17 protein-coding genes are annotated in these 15,240 nt (G+C 73.7%); 9 read left to right on the forward strand and 8 right to left on the reverse strand.

Annotated elements, in window-relative coordinates; genetic code table 11:
* Nucleotides 1-65: 65 nt before the first annotated feature.
* The 3 genes from pgm to ABC795_RS17640 form a co-directional block, all read right to left on the reverse strand.
* Complete coding sequence (gene pgm, locus ABC795_RS17630; RefSeq protein WP_347058648.1) at nt 66-1,700, reverse strand: phosphoglucomutase (alpha-D-glucose-1,6-bisphosphate-dependent); 1,635 nt, start codon at nt 1,698-1,700, stop codon at nt 66-68.
* A 145-nt stretch (nt 1,701-1,845) separates the two neighbouring features.
* Complete coding sequence (locus ABC795_RS17635) at nt 1,846-2,268, reverse strand: VOC family protein (RefSeq protein ID WP_347058650.1); 423 nt, start codon at nt 2,266-2,268, stop codon at nt 1,846-1,848.
* Nucleotides 2,265-3,119, reverse strand: coding sequence for a helix-turn-helix domain-containing protein (locus tag ABC795_RS17640; protein WP_347058652.1), 855 nt, complete (start codon nt 3,117-3,119; stop codon nt 2,265-2,267). The genes ABC795_RS17635 and ABC795_RS17640 overlap by 4 nt, the downstream gene beginning before the upstream one ends.
* 452 nt (nt 3,120-3,571) lie before the next feature.
* On the opposite strand from ABC795_RS17640, the gene ABC795_RS17645 reads away from it, so the two are divergent.
* Complete coding sequence (locus ABC795_RS17645) at nt 3,572-4,009, forward strand: DUF222 domain-containing protein (RefSeq protein ID WP_347058654.1); 438 nt, start codon at nt 3,572-3,574, stop codon at nt 4,007-4,009.
* A complete protein-coding gene (locus tag ABC795_RS17650) occupies nt 4,006-4,599 on the forward strand; it encodes a DUF222 domain-containing protein (protein ID WP_347058656.1) in 594 nt (197 codons plus the stop codon). Before ABC795_RS17645 ends, ABC795_RS17650 begins: the two co-directional genes overlap by 4 nt.
* A gap of 216 nt (nt 4,600-4,815) precedes the next feature.
* Here ABC795_RS17650 and ABC795_RS17655 read toward each other — a convergent pair whose 3' ends face one another.
* The 4 genes from ABC795_RS17655 to ABC795_RS17670 are packed head-to-tail and all read right to left on the reverse strand — an operon-like array spanning nt 4,816 to nt 6,528.
* Nucleotides 4,816-5,151: a YnfA family protein gene (locus ABC795_RS17655; protein WP_347058658.1), complete on the reverse strand. Its 336-nt coding sequence runs from the start codon at nt 5,149-5,151 to the stop codon at nt 4,816-4,818.
* Nucleotides 5,148-5,987, reverse strand: a complete 840-nt coding sequence (locus ABC795_RS17660) for an alpha/beta fold hydrolase (protein ID WP_347058660.1) — start codon at nt 5,985-5,987, stop codon at nt 5,148-5,150. Before ABC795_RS17660 ends, ABC795_RS17655 begins: the two co-directional genes overlap by 4 nt.
* Complete coding sequence (locus ABC795_RS17665; protein WP_347058662.1) at nt 5,984-6,379, reverse strand: hypothetical protein; 396 nt, start codon at nt 6,377-6,379, stop codon at nt 5,984-5,986. The genes ABC795_RS17660 and ABC795_RS17665 overlap by 4 nt, the downstream gene beginning before the upstream one ends.
* A gap of 26 nt (nt 6,380-6,405) precedes the next feature.
* A complete protein-coding gene (locus ABC795_RS17670) occupies nt 6,406-6,528 on the reverse strand; it encodes a hypothetical protein (RefSeq protein ID WP_347058664.1) in 123 nt (40 codons plus the stop codon).
* A gap of 67 nt (nt 6,529-6,595) precedes the next feature.
* Between ABC795_RS17670 and ABC795_RS17675 the strand changes: the two genes are divergently transcribed.
* The 5 genes from ABC795_RS17675 to ABC795_RS17695 all read left to right on the forward strand — a co-directional run bounded on the left by ABC795_RS17675 (nt 6,596) and on the right by ABC795_RS17695 (nt 10,946).
* Nucleotides 6,596-7,972, forward strand: a complete 1,377-nt coding sequence (locus ABC795_RS17675; RefSeq protein ID WP_347058666.1) for a helicase — start codon at nt 6,596-6,598, stop codon at nt 7,970-7,972.
* Nucleotides 7,969-8,178 (forward strand): hypothetical protein, encoded by a 210-nt coding sequence (locus ABC795_RS17680; RefSeq protein WP_347058667.1) that lies wholly within the window; start codon nt 7,969-7,971, stop codon nt 8,176-8,178. Before ABC795_RS17675 ends, ABC795_RS17680 begins: the two co-directional genes overlap by 4 nt.
* Nucleotides 8,175-8,576 (forward strand): hypothetical protein, encoded by a 402-nt coding sequence (locus ABC795_RS17685; RefSeq protein ID WP_347058668.1) that lies wholly within the window; start codon nt 8,175-8,177, stop codon nt 8,574-8,576. Before ABC795_RS17680 ends, ABC795_RS17685 begins: the two co-directional genes overlap by 4 nt.
* 292 nt (nt 8,577-8,868) lie before the next feature.
* On the forward strand, nt 8,869-10,212 hold the full coding sequence (locus ABC795_RS17690) for a DNA polymerase IV (RefSeq protein ID WP_347058669.1): 1,344 nt from the start codon (nt 8,869-8,871) through the stop codon (nt 10,210-10,212).
* A 128-nt stretch (nt 10,213-10,340) separates the two neighbouring features.
* Nucleotides 10,341-10,946, forward strand: a complete 606-nt coding sequence (locus ABC795_RS17695) for a class I SAM-dependent methyltransferase (protein WP_347058670.1) — start codon at nt 10,341-10,343, stop codon at nt 10,944-10,946.
* An 80-nt stretch (nt 10,947-11,026) separates the two neighbouring features.
* Here the strand turns inward: ABC795_RS17695 and ABC795_RS17700 are convergent, their stop codons facing one another.
* Nucleotides 11,027-12,241 carry a helix-turn-helix domain-containing protein gene (locus tag ABC795_RS17700; protein ID WP_347058671.1) on the reverse strand — a complete coding sequence of 405 codons (1,215 nt, stop codon included), beginning with the start codon at nt 12,239-12,241 and terminating at the stop codon, nt 11,027-11,029.
* A gap of 92 nt (nt 12,242-12,333) precedes the next feature.
* Between ABC795_RS17700 and ABC795_RS17705 the strand changes: the two genes are divergently transcribed.
* Together ABC795_RS17705 and ABC795_RS17710 are read left to right on the forward strand one after the other, a co-directional pair.
* On the forward strand, nt 12,334-13,440 hold the full coding sequence (locus ABC795_RS17705; protein ID WP_347058672.1) for a ferredoxin reductase: 1,107 nt from the start codon (nt 12,334-12,336) through the stop codon (nt 13,438-13,440).
* Nucleotides 13,441-13,466: 26 nt separating this feature from the next.
* Nucleotides 13,467-14,666 (forward strand): acyl-CoA desaturase, encoded by a 1,200-nt coding sequence (locus tag ABC795_RS17710; protein WP_347058673.1) that lies wholly within the window; start codon nt 13,467-13,469, stop codon nt 14,664-14,666.
* The last annotated feature ends 574 nt before the right edge of the window (nt 14,667-15,240 follow it).

The raw sequence follows: 15,240 nt of genomic DNA on the forward strand, positions 1-15,240 counted from the left end.
CCCAGGCCGCGGCCCGGCCGAGGCGGGACATGCGGTGGCGGGCCCGGCCGCACGCCCGGCGCCACCTACCCGCCGAGCGCCTCGCCGACGACGGCCCGGGCCTCCTCCTGCACCTGCGCGAGGTGCTCGGGACCGCGGAAGGACTCGGCGTAGATCTTGTAGACGTCCTCGGTGCCGGACGGGCGGGCGGCGAACCACGCATTCTCCGTCGTCACCTTGAGCCCGCCGATCGGGGCGTCGTTGCCGGGTGCCCGGGTGAGCTTGGCGGTGATCGGCTCGCCCGCCAGCTCGGTCGCCGAGACGGCCTCGGGGGAGAGCTTGCCCAGCGCCGCCTTCTGCTCCCGGGAGGCGGGGGCGTCGATGCGGGCGTAGGCGGACTCCCCGAAGTGGTCGGTGAGCTGCCGGTGCAGCTTGGAGGGGGACCGGCCCGTCACCGCCTGGATCTCGGCAGCCAGCAGTGCCAGCAGGATGCCGTCCTTGTCCGTCGTCCAGACGCCGCCGTCACGGCGCAGGAACGAGGCGCCGGCCGACTCCTCGCCACCGAAGCCGACCGACCCGTCCAGCAGGCCCGGCACGAACCACTTGAAGCCGACCGGCACCTCGACCAGTCGCCGGCCGAGATCGGCCACGACCCGGTCGATGAGCGAGCTGGACACCAGCGTCTTGCCGACGGCGACGTCCTTCGCCCACCCCGGGCGGTGGCTGAGCAGATAGGCGATCGCGACGGCGAGGAAGTGGTTGGGGTTCATCAGGCCGGCGTCGGGGGTGACGATGCCGTGCCGGTCGGCGTCGGCGTCGTTGCCGGTGGCGATCTGGAACTCGTTGCGGCGGTCGACCAGCGAGGCCATCGCCGACGGGGACGAGCAGTCCATCCGGATCTTGCCGTCCCAGTCCAGCGTCATGAACCGCCAGGTCGGGTCCACCAGCGGGTTGACCACCGTCAGATCGAGCCGGTGCCGCTCGGCGATGGCGGCCCAGTAGTCGACGCTGGCGCCGCCGAGGGGGTCGGCGCCGATCCGGACACCGGCGTCGCGGATCGCGTCGAGGTCGACCACCGAGGGCAGGTCGTCGACGTAGCTGCCGAGGAAGTCGTAGGTCTCCGCGGCCGAGCGGGCCTGGTCCAGCGGAACCCGGCGCACCCCGCTCAGCCCGGCGCGCAGCAGCTCGTTGGCCCGCCCGGCGATCCAGCCGGTGGCGTCGGTGTCCGCGGGACCGCCGTTGGGCGGGTTGTACTTGAACCCGCCGTCGCGCGGCGGGTTGTGCGACGGGGTGACGACGATGCCGTCGGCCATCCCCGAGGTGCGGCCGGCGTTGGCCCGCAGGATGGCGTGGCTGATCGCCGGCGTGGGGGTGTAGCGCCCGCCCGCGTCGACCAGGACGGTCACGTCGTTGGCGGCCAGCACCTCGAGCGCCGTCGCCCAGGCTGGCTCGGACAGCGCGTGGGTGTCCCGGCCGAGGAAGAGCGGCCCGTCATAGCCCTGCTCCGCGCGGTACTCGCAGATCGCCTGGGTGGTCGCGAGGATGTGCGGCTCGTTGAAGGCCGCGTCGAACGCCGACCCCCGGTGGCCGGAGGTGCCGAACGCCACCTGCTGCGCGGGCTCCGCCGGGTCCGGCTCGACCGTGTAGTAGGCGCTGACCAACGAGGCGACGTCGATCAGGTCGGCGGGCTGGGCGGGCTGTCCGGCACGTGCGTCGCTCATGCGGTGATCTTGGCGTGCCCACGGCCTCCGCCGCGACCCGGACCGCCGTCGGCGCCGCCGCGGACCTCCCGGGCTGCGCCACCCCGCGCTGCTCAGGACAGGTCGGTCATGGTCCCGTGCACCCGGCAGGACGGCGCGCCACCGGTCAGCGTGGCCGGCGTGGCTCACCGCGGTAGGTGCCGAACTGCCACAGGTTGCCCTCCGGGTCACGGAGCTCGACGTCCCGCGACCCGTGGTCGGTGGTGTACGGGGCCCGCACGATCTCGGCTCCGGCGGCGCGCGCCCGGGTGTGCAGGCCGTCGGGGTCGGCGGTGACCACGTAGCAGGCGGCGGTGCCCGGCCGGGCCGGCCAGGGGTCGTCCGGGTCCTCGCGCGCCGAGCCGAGCATCACCCCGCCCCCCTCGGGCCAGTCGAGCTGGGCGTGGTCGACGCGGTCGCCCTCGCCGTAGACGGCGGTCTCCTCGAAGCCGAAGGCGTCGACGAGGAACCGGATGAGCGCACGGGCGTCGCGGGCACGGAATGCCGGCCACACCTGCGGGGGCGGCACGGTCTGCTGGGAGGTCGTCATGACGCCGAGAGTGCGCTGGTGACGGCCTCGATGTCTTGTACGTTCCCGAACTCCGCGGCCAGCCAGCGGGTGGGCGGCAGCCCGGAGAAGGCGCGCCACTCACGGGTGAGGTGGGCCTGGTCGCTGAAGCCGCCGGCCACCGCGAGCGACGCGAGGTCGGCTGCCCGGCCCGCGGCGATGCGCGCGGCCAGCGCCCGCCGGGCCCGGTCGAAGCGCACCACCCGGGCCGCCTCCTTGGGGCTCAGCCCCGTTTCGGCGCGGAACCGCTTCTCCAGGTACCGGACCGACCAGCCGGTCCGCCGGGCCACCTCGGCCACCGGCATGCGCCCTCTCGTCGCCGTCGTCAGCCGCCACGCCGCGGCCACCTCGGGCGGGAGGTCGGCATCGAGGTTCAGCCCCCGTCGCAGCACCTGCTCCAGGGCGGCGAACCGGTCCGCCCAGCCGCAGGCGGTCCGCACCCGGTCGGTCAGCTGGGTGCCCGCGGGACCGAGCAGGTACTCGAGCGGCACGTCGATCGAGGCGAGCTCCCCGGCCGGGCAGCCGAGCAGGGCCCGGGCGCCCAGTGGCGTCAACGACAGCTGCACGCCCGCCTGCCGGCCGGGATGCACGATCCGCGCCGGCCGGATGTGCAGCCCGCCGACGAGCGCGTCGAACCGCCCGGGAGCCTGGGCCGGGTCGGGGTGGGCGGCCATCTGCAGCGGTTCGTCCAGCGTCACGACGACGGTCAGCCAGGGCGAGGGCAGGCCCAGGTGCTCGCCGGGCGGGAAGCCCTCGTGCCGGTAGCCGACCGCGGCTGCGACGTACGGGCGCAGCACGGGGTGCAGGCGGTGCACCACCGACTCCTGCCGCACGCGGTCAGGATGGCAGCGGCGTGCCGAGGTTTCCAGGGCCGCGGGCGCGGCCCAGAAGCCGGCGGACGCGATGCCGCAGGAGGAGCATCGGGGCGAAGAACCCGACATCAGCCCTCTGCCGGGTCGGCCGCTCCCATGTCGTCCGGCAGGTCAGTGCGGCGGCACCGATCATCTCTGCCGATACGGCTGCTGACCTGCTCTTTTCTGTCCTACCCGCGGCCTAGCTCGGGTGCGTCGACGAGGTCGCGGACCGGAAGGAGGGGCACGGTCCCCGAGCTGCTGTCCGCCCTCGACGAGCTGGCCGGGATCGACCTCGCGGAACTGTCCGGGGACACGCTCCTCGACCTCGTCGGCGAACTGTCGGTCACCGCCAACCGGGTTGCGGCGGCGCTGACCTCCGCGGTCCGCGCGGCCGACCGCCGGGAGGCGTACCGCCGCGACGGTGCGTCTCGATGCAGGCCTGGCTGCGCGGCAGCTGCCGGATGGCTCCGGAGCAGGCGACGGCGACGGTGTCGACCGGCCGACGGCTGGAGCAGCTCCCGCACACCGCGGCGGCCTTCGCCACCGGGGAGATCAGCGCGGTGCACGCCCGCGTCATGACGAAGGCCATGACGCCCGACCGCATCGCCCAGGCGGCCGATGCGGGGATCGACCTCGGCGAGACCGACGGCATCCTGGCCGACCTCGCTCGTGCGACGGCCCCGTACGAGACGGCCTGGGGCGTCAAGCAGTGGGTCGCCGGGGTGGACCCCGACGGGACGCTGGACGACGCCGCCGGCCTCCGCCGCCGGTTCACCATGTCGTCCGGGCTGGACGGACGCGTGCACATGCGGGGCGAACTGGATGCCGTGGGTGGCGAGTTCCTGCACACCGCGCTCGCGCCCTCATGAACGGCGACCGCACGGCCGGCGATCCCCGCTCGCACGCCGAACGGCAGGCCGATGCGTTGGTCGCGCTCGCCCGGGGAGCTCTCGATGGCGGCTCGCTCCCCGACGTGCGCGGCGAGCGGCCGCACGTACGCGTGACGATCGACTGGTTCGCGCTCTCCGCCGAGCGCGGCGCCCATGGCGTCGCGGGCGGTTCCCTGGGCTGGGCCGGTCCCATCAGCCCGGAGACGGCGCGGCGGCTGGCCTGCGACGCCGGTGTCGTCCGGGTCATCACCGGCCCGGACGGGCTGCCGCTGGACGTCGGACGCGCGCAGCGGACGGCGAGCGCGGCGATCCGCCGGGCCGTCGAGATCCGCGATGGGCACTGCGTCTTCGCCGGCTGCGACGCCCCGCCCGAGTGGTGCGACGTCCACCATGTCGTGCACTGGGCGCACGGCGGGCCGACGAGCTGCGACAACGGCGCGCTCCTGTGCGAACGGCACCACACCTCGTGCCACGAGGGCCGGTTCACGATCAGGCGAGATCCCGGCACCGGCCGCTGGCACACCTACCGACCGGACGGGTCCGAGATCCTCAGCCGCGCCGGCCCTTGACGCCAAGGCGGCTACACCGCCCCGGTGATCACAAGGTCTCGACGAAATCCTCGTCAGTCGATGCAGCGTCACGATGACATCTGGCTGCACGCCCATCCCCGTGGCGCAGCATCAGTTCAGCGAGCCGCGAGCCGCGAACGGTCGATGAGCTCGATGCGTGCGTCGACCTCTCCGCCTCGGTCCTGGCTCCCGAACGAGCAGGGCCGTCCGCCCTCGCTACGCGCCGCGCGGGGCGTACATGATCACCGCGACGCCGACGAGGCAGAGGAGCGCGCCGGCGATGTCGTACCGGTCAGGGTGGAACCCGTCGACGACCATGCCCCAGGCCAGCGATCCGGCGACGAAGACCCCGCCGTACGCGGCGAGGATCCGGCCGAAGTGCGCGTCGGGTTGCAGCGTGGCCACGAGGCCGTACAGCCCGAGCGCGATCACCCCGGCCCCGATCCACCCCCAGCCGCGGTGCTCCCGGACGCCCTGCCACACCAGCCAGGCGCCGCCGATCTCGGCGAGCGCGGCGAGGGCGAACAGCAGCAGCGAGCGGGTGACGGTCACTTCTCCACCGCGTGGAGGAAGCGGCGCAGCGTCTCGAGGAACACCTCGGGCTGCTCGGAGTGCACCCAGTGCCCGGCGTTCTTGACCTTCACCAGCCGGGTGGCGGGGAAGAGCGCGTCCATGTGCGGCCGGTCCTCCGGCAGCACGTAGTGGGAGTTCGCGCCGGCGATCCAGAGCACCGGCCCGTCGAAGGTGGCGCCCGGCGGCGGCTCGGGAAAGCCGCGCAGCTCACCCAGGTCGCGGTCGAGCAGCTCGAGGTTGAGCCGCCAGTGCCACCCGTCCCCGCCCTCCTCGCGGCTCAGGCTCTGCAACAGGAAACTGCGCACCATCCGGCTGGGGACGGCGGTGCGCAGGGCGGCCTCGGCGTCGGCGCGCGACTCCAGGGCCTCCAGGTCGACGGCCCGCATGGCGGCGATGAAGGCGGCGAAGGGCGAGGCCTCCTCGTCGGGGTCCTCGGTGCGTCCTCCCTGCAGCGGGTACTCGACCGGCGCGATGTCGACGACCACCAGGGCCCGCAGCAGCTCCGGCCGGCGCAGCGCCAGCTGCATCGCCACCTTGCCGCCCATCGAGTGGCCGACCAGCGTGACCGGCTCGCCGTAGGACGCCAGCTCCGCGGCGACCATCTCCGCCATGTCGACGTAGTCGATGCGGTCGGTCCAGGGGGAGTGGCCGTGGTTGGGCAGGTCCAGCAGGGTCACCCGGTGGTCGTCGGCCAGGCCCTTGGCGATGGTCGTCCAGTTCTTCCCCTGGCCGAACAGCCCGTGCACGAAGACCACGCGCGGTCCGGCCTCGCCCAGCGTCCGGGCGGCGAGGGCTTCGTCGGGGTTCTCCGTCACCGGGCGATTCCACCAGACCGCCCGGTGACGTGCGCCCCGCCGCCTCGCTCGGTCCAGCACGACCTCCGTCTCGCCGGTGGCGCTGTCCAGCGTGATGCACCCGCCCTGGAAGTCGACCCGGCTGCCACCCGCGACGTCTCGACCCCGCTGGTCGGGTAGCCCAGGGGCCCGCGCTCCCAGCCCGAATCGGCCCAGCGGGTCCGGATCGCCCCGTAGATCTCGTGCGCACCGGTGTCCGCGGTCCAGTAGATCGAGGCACCACCGGGCCGGGAGAAGTCGGCGCACGGGCGGTCGCTGCCGGCGCCGGCTTCTGACGGAACCGGTCTACCGCATCCACGGCGGCCGGAGAAGGAGACGCGTGCTGACGATCCGGCGACGGCGCGCTCGGCCACCTGCGCGGCCTCGTCGGTCCCCGCCTCTACCGTGCCGGGGGAAGCACGAGGGGGACGTGGATGCCAGGACGACGCCGGAGCGGCCGCACGAGCAGCGCCACGCGCACCCGCCGGTCGGCGGCGAAGGCGGCGCCCAGAAGGGCGTCCACGCGCACAGCCGCGCCGACGAAGGCCGCGCCCGAACTGCCCACCGCGGGTCCGGGGGAGCGGGTGTGGGTGCTGGCCGTGCCGTTCCGCGCCCCCGCGCCGGGCGCCGTCTGGCACCCGGGCCTGCAGGCGCACGTGTGGGTCGGCCGGGAGCTCCCGGCCGAGCTCGCGCCTTACGACCCACCGCCGTACGGCCTCGAGCGCTTCCTCGAGGACGAGCTCAACGACATGCCGCGACCGCTACCCGAGGCCCGGCAGCTCACGCCGCGCGACCAGCAGTGCGACGGCGCCGACGTGGTGGCGACCCACGCCGCGTCGGGCGGGCGCGTCTTCCTGCTCGGCGACGACCCCGGCGTCGGGAAGACCGGCACGGCGATCCTCGCGGTGAAGGCGATCGCCGAGCAGCGCGACGTCCACACGGTGCTGGTGATCGCCGACCGGCCGGCGGCCATCACAATCCCGCACTGGACCCGCTCGATCGGCGGGTTCGGCGACGGCGGGCTGCGCTGGTGCGTGACCACCTGGGACCGGCTGGGCAAGGTGGCGAAGCTGCGCTTCGACGTCGTCGTCGCCGACGAGGCGCACATGGTCCGGCACACGACGACCCAGCGGTGGAAGCACTGGAAGGCCGTCTCCGGCGCCGCCCGGGTCAAGGACCCCCCGTACGTGCTGGCCGCGACGGCCACACCGGCCCACACGCCGCTCGAACTGCCGTACCTGGCGCCGGAGTTCGCCGCCCGGCACGGGGAGTCGATCAAGGAATGGGCCGACCTGCCGAAGGCGCTGGAGCGGCACAGGTTCCACGTGGAACGTGGCCGCTACGGCTGGCAGTGGACCGACGACGTCGACGGCCGCCGGGCCGACCTGGCCCGCCTGCAGTCCTGGCTGGCCGACGCCGATCCGCCGGCGACCCTCCACCGGCCGGCGCCGTGGGGGCCGGTCTCGGTCACCGGCACGCCGGTGCTGCTGACGCCGGCGGAACGGGCGTCGTACGAGGCCGAGTGGTCGGAGTTCCGGGCAGAGATGCAGTTGGCCCGGCGCGGGCGGCAGGCCGCGCGCGGCCGGGCGGCGCTGCTGCGGTTCCGGCAGAAGGCCGGGCTGATCCGGGTGCAGGCCACCGTCGACTGGATCAGGGCGCAGGTGGAGGCCGAGCGGCAGGTGGCGGTGTCGGTGGAGTTCGTCGAGACCGCGGCCGACCCGATCCGCGAGGCGCTGCTCGACGGCGGCATCCCGGTCGCCGGCATCTACGGCCGCGACCGGTTCGACGTCGAGGCCGAGCGGCTGCGCTTCCAGCGCGGCGAGGCCACCGTCTGCGTCTTCACCGTGACCGCGTCGATCAGCCTGCACGCCGGTGAGCTGCTGCCCGACGGCTCGTCGGCGTCGGGGCCCCGCGGGTGGGGTTGTTCCACCAGCCGCGGTTCTCCGGCATCCAGGCCCGCCAGGTGACCGGCCGGACGCACCGCGACGGGCGCACCTCGCCGTGGCGGGTGGCGTTCGCCGCCGACACGGTCGAGGAGCAGGTGGCCCGCGTGATGGTGGAGCGGCTGGCCGTGAGCGGCTCCACCGCCGGGGCGGACACCTCGGCGCTGCAGGAGATCGCCGAGCTGCTCGACGCCGACTGGCTGCCCCCCGCCGCCTTCACCGAAGGATGAGGGGCGGCACGGCCGAGCAGGAGGCGAGGCGGCCGCTGCGCGCCCTTCCCGGCGCGGTCCTGCTGGCACTCGCCGCCCTGACGGCGCTGGGCACGCTGGCGGCAGCCTGGGGGACAGCGCTCGGCGACGGCCGCCACGAGGCGTGCACCTCACGCGGAGTGCCGTACGGCCCACCGCACGAGACGTGGCACGTCCAGGTCTCCGGATCCACGCTGCCGCTGGGTGTCTCGTGCACCTGGACGGATCCGGCCACCGGTGATGCCGTCCGCCAGGAACCGCCGTGGACGCCCACGGTCGTGGCCGGTGCGGGCGCCGGTCTCGGCGCGGCATGGCTGGTGGCCGCGGGCCTGTCACGCCTCGGCCGTCGGGCCGCTTCCGAGGACGTGTGGCTCCCATGAGCCTGCCCGTCGGGGCGTCGACGTGCGTCGGGGGCGCGGCGACCGCGAGGCACGTCAGCCGCGCCCCGACGAACACGACGGAGCAGACGGTGGCCCGCCCGGCACGAGCTCGACGTCCGCGCCCGCGCCGATGCTCGCCGCCTGCGCCGTCGCGGTGCGCTGGAGCTCCCCGGCGCGCGGCGCACCTCCGCGAGCGCTGGGCCGCAGCGGGCCGGGCCGACCGGGCCCTGCGCCGAGCCGGTACGGCGGGCCGCTCCCACCGTCGTGGCACCCCGGGCGGATCATCGGAGGCATGCGGCGGGAGGCGAGCATCCTGCATCTGGACCTGGATGCCTTCTTCGCCGCCGTCGAGCAGCGCGACAAGCCCTCCTTGCGCGGCCGGCCCGTCGTCGTCGGGGGCGTCGGTGGACGAGGCGTCGTCGCCACGGCGTCCTACGAGGCGCGGGCCTACGGGGCACGCTCGGCGATGTCCACGGCCGAGGCCCGCCGGCGCTGCCCCCCGGGGACGGCGTTCCTCGGCGGCCGGTTCGCCGCCTACCGGCGCACCTCGGACGTCGTCATGGAACTCCTCCGCGGACTCTCCCCGCTGGTCGAGCCGGTCTCGATCGACGAGGCGTACGTCGACCTCGCCGCGGGGCCGGGGCACGACCTCTCCGTTTCCGGCGTGACGGAACTGGGGCTGAGCCTCAAAGAGCGGATCGCAGCGGCCACCGGGGGCGTCACCGGATCGGTCGGCATCGGCACCTCCAAGTTGATGGCGAAGATCGCCTCCGACCTCGACAAGCCCGACGGCCTCCTCGTCGTCCCGCCGGGCGGCGAGCTCGACGTGCTGCACCCGCTGCCGGTCACCCGCCTCGGCGGGGTCGGCCCCGCGACGGCGGAGCGGCTGCGTCAGGTCGGGGTGTCGACCGTGGCCGACCTCGCCGCCAAGTCGCTGCCCGATCTGGTTGCGCTTGCCGGACGGGCCCACGGCGCGGGGCTGTACGCGCTGGCGCGGGCGGACGACGACCGCGGGGTCGTCCCCGACCGGGAGGTGAAGTCGGTGTCGCACGAGGAGACGTTCGAGCGCGACCTCACCGACCTCGCCGTCCTCGGGCGGGAGATCGACTCGATGGCGACCCGGGTGGGCAACCGGCTGCGGTCCTCGGCGTACTCGGGCCGGACCGTCACGGTGAAGCTGCGGCGGTACGACTTCACCACGATCACCCGGTCCCAGACGCTGCCCCAGCCCACCGACGACGCCCGGCTGATCGCCGCGACCGCCCGTCGGCTGCTCACCGAGGCCGGTACCAGCGGAGGGCTGCGGCTGCTGGGCGTGGGGGTCTCCGGGCTCTCGCTCTACGCCCAGGGCGACCTGTTCGCCCAGGACGCGGAGTCCGTGCCGGAGGAGCCCGCGGCCACCGGCACGGAGGAACCGGCGGAGCAGCCCGAGCTGCCGGTCGAGAAGCGCTGGTGGCCCGGTCAGGACGTGCGGCACGAGGAGCTGGGGGCCGGCTGGGTGTGGGGTCGGGGCCTCGGCCGGGTCACGGTGCGCTTCGAGGGACCGTCGACGCCCCCCGGGCCGGTGCGCACCCTGGCCGCCGACGACCCGCTGCTGCAGCCCGCCGAGCCGCCTGACTGGCGGATCCCCGAGTGAGCGGACCCGCGACCCGTTCCCGGTGGGGCGTCGGCAGGTCGACGACGGTCATCGCCGTCAGGAGGGTTCCGGCGAGCGCGCGGGTGATCGTCGAGAATGGCTGCTGGTCGGATCGAGGAGGAGGCGACGTGCCGGAGCCCAGCACGTGGATGCGGATGACCCAGGAGGACCCGGAGCACTCGGCGGCCTACGTGCAGCGGTTCCGCACGCTGGCCGAGCAGGGGATGGACCTGGTCGGTGAGGCGCGGTTGGTCGACGCGATGCTGCCCCGCGGGTCGCGGGTCCTGGACGCGGGCTGCGGGCCGGGGCGGGTCGGCGCCCACCTGCACGAGGTCGGGCACCACGTCGTCGGCGTCGACGTCGACCCGGTGCTCGTCGCCGCCGCGGAGGAGGACCATCCCGGCCCGCGCTGGCTGGTCGGCGACCTGGCCGAGCTCGACCTGACCGCCCACGGCATCACCGAGCCGTTCGACGCGATCGTCAGCGCCGGGAACGTGATGGCGTTCCTGGCTCCCTCGACGAGGGATGCGGTGCTGCGCCGGCTCCGGGCGCACGTGGCTCCCGAGGGGCGGGCCGTCATCGGCTTCGGCGCGGGCCGCGGTTACGAGTTCGACGAGTTCCTGACCGACGCAGGGGCGGCCGGCTGGGCACCGGACGTGCTGCTCTCCACCTGGGACCTGCGGCCGTTCACCCCCGAGTCGGACTTCCTGGTCGCCGTCCTCCGCCCCGTCTGACGCGCACACCCGCGGGTCAGCGTGCGCCGCGCGGGCCGTCCGCCGGCGATCGGGTCGCCGGCTCCGCCCAGGCGTCGCCGTCACTGCTCGCCCGGCGTCGGCGGAGCCGCGGGCAAGGCGACGCCGAGGGCCACGGTGAGGTCCCGGACCGTCTGCGGGTCCTCCAGGCGCGGCCCGTAGAGCTCCCGCAGCTGCGTCATCCGGTAGCGGACGGTCTGCGGGTGCACGAAGAGGGCCGCGGCGACCTGCTCGCGCCGGCCGTGGTGCAGCAGCCAGGAGCGCAGGGTCTCGGTCAGCTTCTCGCGCGCGGTGTCCCCCACCGACTCCAGGGGCGCCAGCACCCGGGCCCGCAGGTCGGCCAGGGCGTCCTCGTCGGCGCGCACGACCAGCTCGGCCAGGCGGGCGTCGGTGTCCAGCGGCCCGCCGTCGCCCGGTGTCATCCCGAGGCGCAGCGCCCGCAGCGCCCGGCGGTACGACGCCTGGACGTTCCACCAGGGTCGCGCCGGCCCGACCACCGCCTCGCGGCCCCCGAGTCCGCGCAGCAGCGCCCCGCGGGCGGCACCCTCGGCGTCCGGCACCAGCAGCACGGCGAGATCCCCGGTCCGGTCCACGTCGGGGACGTCCTCGGCGGCGACGAGCGTGCGCGGGTCGAGGGAGACCATCGCGCCCCGGGTCCGGCCGTCCGGGAGCAGGACGGCCGTGAGGGTGCGCGGCGCCGTCCACTCGGCCCGCTGCGCCAGCGCCACCAGCTCCGTGTGCGGGCCGCCGGTGAGCAGCCCGTGCGCCAGGCGCTCGAGCATGCGCTGGCGGGCCCGGCCGCTGGACGCCAGCTCGTCGGCGTGGCCGGCGACGCTCGCGGCGGACAGCTGGTCGATGTAGGCGAAGACCAGCTCGGCGAACCGGGCGAGCGCCTCCGGCCCCAGACCGGCGGTGACCGCGGCGGCGCTCATGTCCCGCCAGGACACCCGGGCGCCGACCCGGTAGGCGGCCAGCAGCGCGTCCATCGAGCGCCCGCTGCGCGCCTCTCCCCTGCCGAGGGCGTACGCGGCCTCGACGACCGACCCCCCGGGCGTGCCGGCGTCGGCATTGCCGCCGGCGGCGGCCAGCTGGAGGAACCCACGGAGGGTCAGCTCGACAGCGGTGGAGATCTTGCGCCCCATCGGGCCGAGGAACGCATCGGCGTAGCCCGGCACCGCGACGATGATCTCCTCGACCGCGCGCTCGGCCACCCTCGGCAGCTCGGTGCGCATCGCCTCCGCGACCGCTTCGGGGAAGGGCGCGGGGTCCGGTGTCATCTGACCTCCTTTGTCTTCGGCGAACAGAAGCTACCCGCCGATTCACGTCCGGAGCACAGGTACTTGACTGCCGGACTGGGAAAGCTGTGTACATGACAGCAACCGCCCGCCCCGCCGCGGCCCGTCCGCCGGCGCGGAGCGCGCTGCGCGACCGGGTGCTCAAGCTCGCCGAGCTCGTGACCACCCCGCTGCTGCCGGTCGACTACCTCGACCTGTTCGACCCGCTCCGCTCCGGTGCGGCCCTCCGCGGCCGGATCGAGGCCGTGCAGCGGGAGACCCGGGACGCCGCCAGCATCGTGATCCGCCCGGGTCGCGACTGGCTGCCGCACGTCCCCGGCCAGTACGTCCGCATCGGGATCGACATCGACGGCGTCCGCCAGTGGCGCGCCTACTCGATCACCTCGATCCTCGACCGCGCCGACGGCTGCTTCACCATCACGGTCAAGGCCATCCCCGACGGCAAGGTCAGCAACCACCTGGTGCACCGGGTCCGCCCCGGCACGATCATCCAGCTGGACCAGGCCACCGGGGAGTTCTGCCTCCCCGAGCAGGCGCCGGCGAAGGCGCTGTTCGTCACCGCCGGCTCCGGCATCACGCCGGTCATGGGCATTCTGCGCAACCACGCCGACCAGCTCACCGACACCGTGCTGGTCCACTCCTCGCCCACGGCCGAGGACGTCGTCTTCGGCGCCGAGCTGCGGCAGATGGCCGCCGAGGGCCGGATCCGGCTGATCGAGCAGCACACCGACAGCGCCGGGATGCTCGACGCCCGGTCCATCGCCGAGCTGGTGCCCGACCTGCACGAGCGCGCCACCTGGGCCTGCGGCCCCGTGGGCATGCTCGAAGCGCTGGAGGAGCACTGGGCCTCGGTCGGCATCGCCGACCGGCTCTACACCGAGCGCTTCCGCCCGCGGATCCTCGTGACCGGCGAGGGCGGCACGGTCAGCTTCACCAAGAACGGGACCACCGTCGAGGCGGACGGCGCCACGCCGATCCTCGACGCCGCCGAGGAGGCCGGCGTCCTCATGCCCAGTGGCTGCCGGATGGGCATCTGCTACGGCTGCGTCCTCCCGCTGCGCGAGGGCGCCGTCCGCGACCTGCGCAACGGCGAGATCACCACCGCCGAGGACGTCGGTGACGGCGTCCTCATCCAGACCTGCGTCAGCGCCGCCGCCGGCGCCTGCGCCATCGACCACTGACCGCCTCGAGCCACAGGAGCCCGGACATGACCGTCATCCAGAAGAAGCCCGAGAACCCGATCGCCCACCTGTCCGCCGAGGACGTCGAGATGATCGGCAAGGAGCTCGACACCATCCGCCAGGAGATCCGCGACAGCCTGGGCGAGAACGACGCGAAGTACATCCGCACCGTCATCGACGTGCAGCGCAAGCTCGAGCTGGGCAGCCGCGCCGTCCTGCTGTTCTCGAAGTTCCCGCCGGCATGGCTGCTCGGGACGGCCGGCCTGTCGGTCGCCAAGATCCTCGAGAACATGGAGATCGGGCACAACATCCTCCACGGGCAGTGGGACTGGATGCGCGACCCGAAGATCCACTCCACGACGTGGGAGTGGGACATGGCCAGCCCGGCCGAGCAGTGGAAGCACTCGCACAACGAGCTGCACCACACGTACACCAACGTGATCGGCAAGGACAACGACCTCGGCTACGGCATCATGCGCGTCGACGAGGACCAGCGCTGGCACCCGATGTACCTTGCGCAGCCGCTGTGGAACTTCATCAACGCCTGCTTCTTCGAGTACGGGATCGCCGCCTACGACCTCGAGCTGGGCAAGAACCTGGCCACGAAGAAGCGCCGCAACGACCCCAAGTTCCGGGCCGCCGCCAAGCAGGTGCTGAAGAAGATCCGCAACCAGGCGGCCAAGGACTACGTCGTCCACCCGCTGCTCTCGGGCCCGTCGTTCCTGCCGACGCTGGCAGCCAACTTCACCGCCAACGTGGTGCGCAACCTCTGGTCGCACTCGGTGATCATGTGTGGGCACTTCCCCGAGGGGGTCGAGACCTTCGAGAAGACCTCGATCGACGGGGAGACCCGCGGCGAGTGGTACGTCCGCCAGATGCTCGGCTCGGCCAACATCTCGGGCAGCAAGGCCATGCACATCATGACCGGCAACCTGTCGCACCAGGTGGAGCACCACCTGTTCCCGGACATCCCGAGCAACCGCTACGCGGAGATCGCGCCGAAGGTGAAGGACATCTTCGACCGGTACGGCCTCACCTACCACTCGGCCCCGCTGTACAAGCAGGTCGCGAGCGCGTGGCACAAGGTCATCCGCCTGTCGCTGCCCAACGGCTGGCTGGCCGAGACGACGCCGAAGAACGCCCCGGCGCAGCTGGCCAAGCTGTACAAGATGACGACCGGCGGGCCCAAGGTCCGCCGCGCCCTGCAGCAGAAGGCCGCCGCCTGATCCAGCGGTAGCGCCGAACGGGAGAGGCCCAGAACCGTCATGGTTCTGGGCCTCTCCCGTTCACCGCTCCGCGACCCGCGGGCCTCGTCGTGCGGTTTGTAGGGCGACATGCAACTGTCGGTGCGCACGACGCCTGGTGTCATCGGTGACGGGCCTCGACGCTTCTCCACAGTGATCGGTGACAAGCAGCGTCGCGGATCTCTGCTTGCGCCAACCAGGCGGTTCCAGGCGCCACGCGTACGTCTTTACAGCAAAACGGCTGCCTCACAGGCGAAGAGTCAACCGATCCGGGGACAGTTCCGCGGGCTCATCGGGCGATAGCCGCGTACGAGCGTGTACCCGGCCGGCACGGCGCCGACCGTGACCAGCAGGATCGATTGCTGACTGTGAGGGCGACCCCGGGCCCTGCGGGGATGAGGGACCACAGCCAGCGCTTGTAGCAGGGGGATCGACGCGGCGGCATCCGGCCGACCGGGCGGCAGGCGAGCTTTGGTAACCGTGTCGAGCAGGACGGACGGGGAAGTTCAAGACGGGCACGGGCCTCTCGCTGGTGACCGATGGCTTCACGCACCCT

The organism is Blastococcus sp. HT6-30 (assembly GCF_039729015.1).
GTDB lineage: Bacteria > Actinomycetota > Actinomycetes > Mycobacteriales > Geodermatophilaceae > Blastococcus.

Bases quoted from the DNA above. Each gene is read 5' to 3' on its own strand.
- pgm (WP_347058648.1), bottom strand. From the start codon at position 1,700: ATGAGCGACGCACGTGCCGGACAGCCCGCCCAGCCCGCCGACCTGATC.
- ABC795_RS17635 (WP_347058650.1), bottom strand. From the start codon at position 2,268: ATGACGACCTCCCAGCAGACCGTGCCGCCCCCGCAGGTGTGGCCGGCA.
- ABC795_RS17645 (WP_347058654.1), top strand. From the start codon at position 3,572: ATGCAGGCCTGGCTGCGCGGCAGCTGCCGGATGGCTCCGGAGCAGGCG.
- ABC795_RS17650 (WP_347058656.1), top strand. From the start codon at position 4,006: ATGAACGGCGACCGCACGGCCGGCGATCCCCGCTCGCACGCCGAACGG.
- ABC795_RS17685 (WP_347058668.1), top strand. From the start codon at position 8,175: ATGAGGGGCGGCACGGCCGAGCAGGAGGCGAGGCGGCCGCTGCGCGCC.
- ABC795_RS17690 (WP_347058669.1), top strand. From the start codon at position 8,869: ATGCGGCGGGAGGCGAGCATCCTGCATCTGGACCTGGATGCCTTCTTC.
- ABC795_RS17700 (WP_347058671.1), bottom strand. From the start codon at position 12,241: ATGACACCGGACCCCGCGCCCTTCCCCGAAGCGGTCGCGGAGGCGATG.
- ABC795_RS17705 (WP_347058672.1), top strand. From the start codon at position 12,334: ATGACAGCAACCGCCCGCCCCGCCGCGGCCCGTCCGCCGGCGCGGAGC.
- ABC795_RS17710 (WP_347058673.1), top strand. From the start codon at position 13,467: ATGACCGTCATCCAGAAGAAGCCCGAGAACCCGATCGCCCACCTGTCC.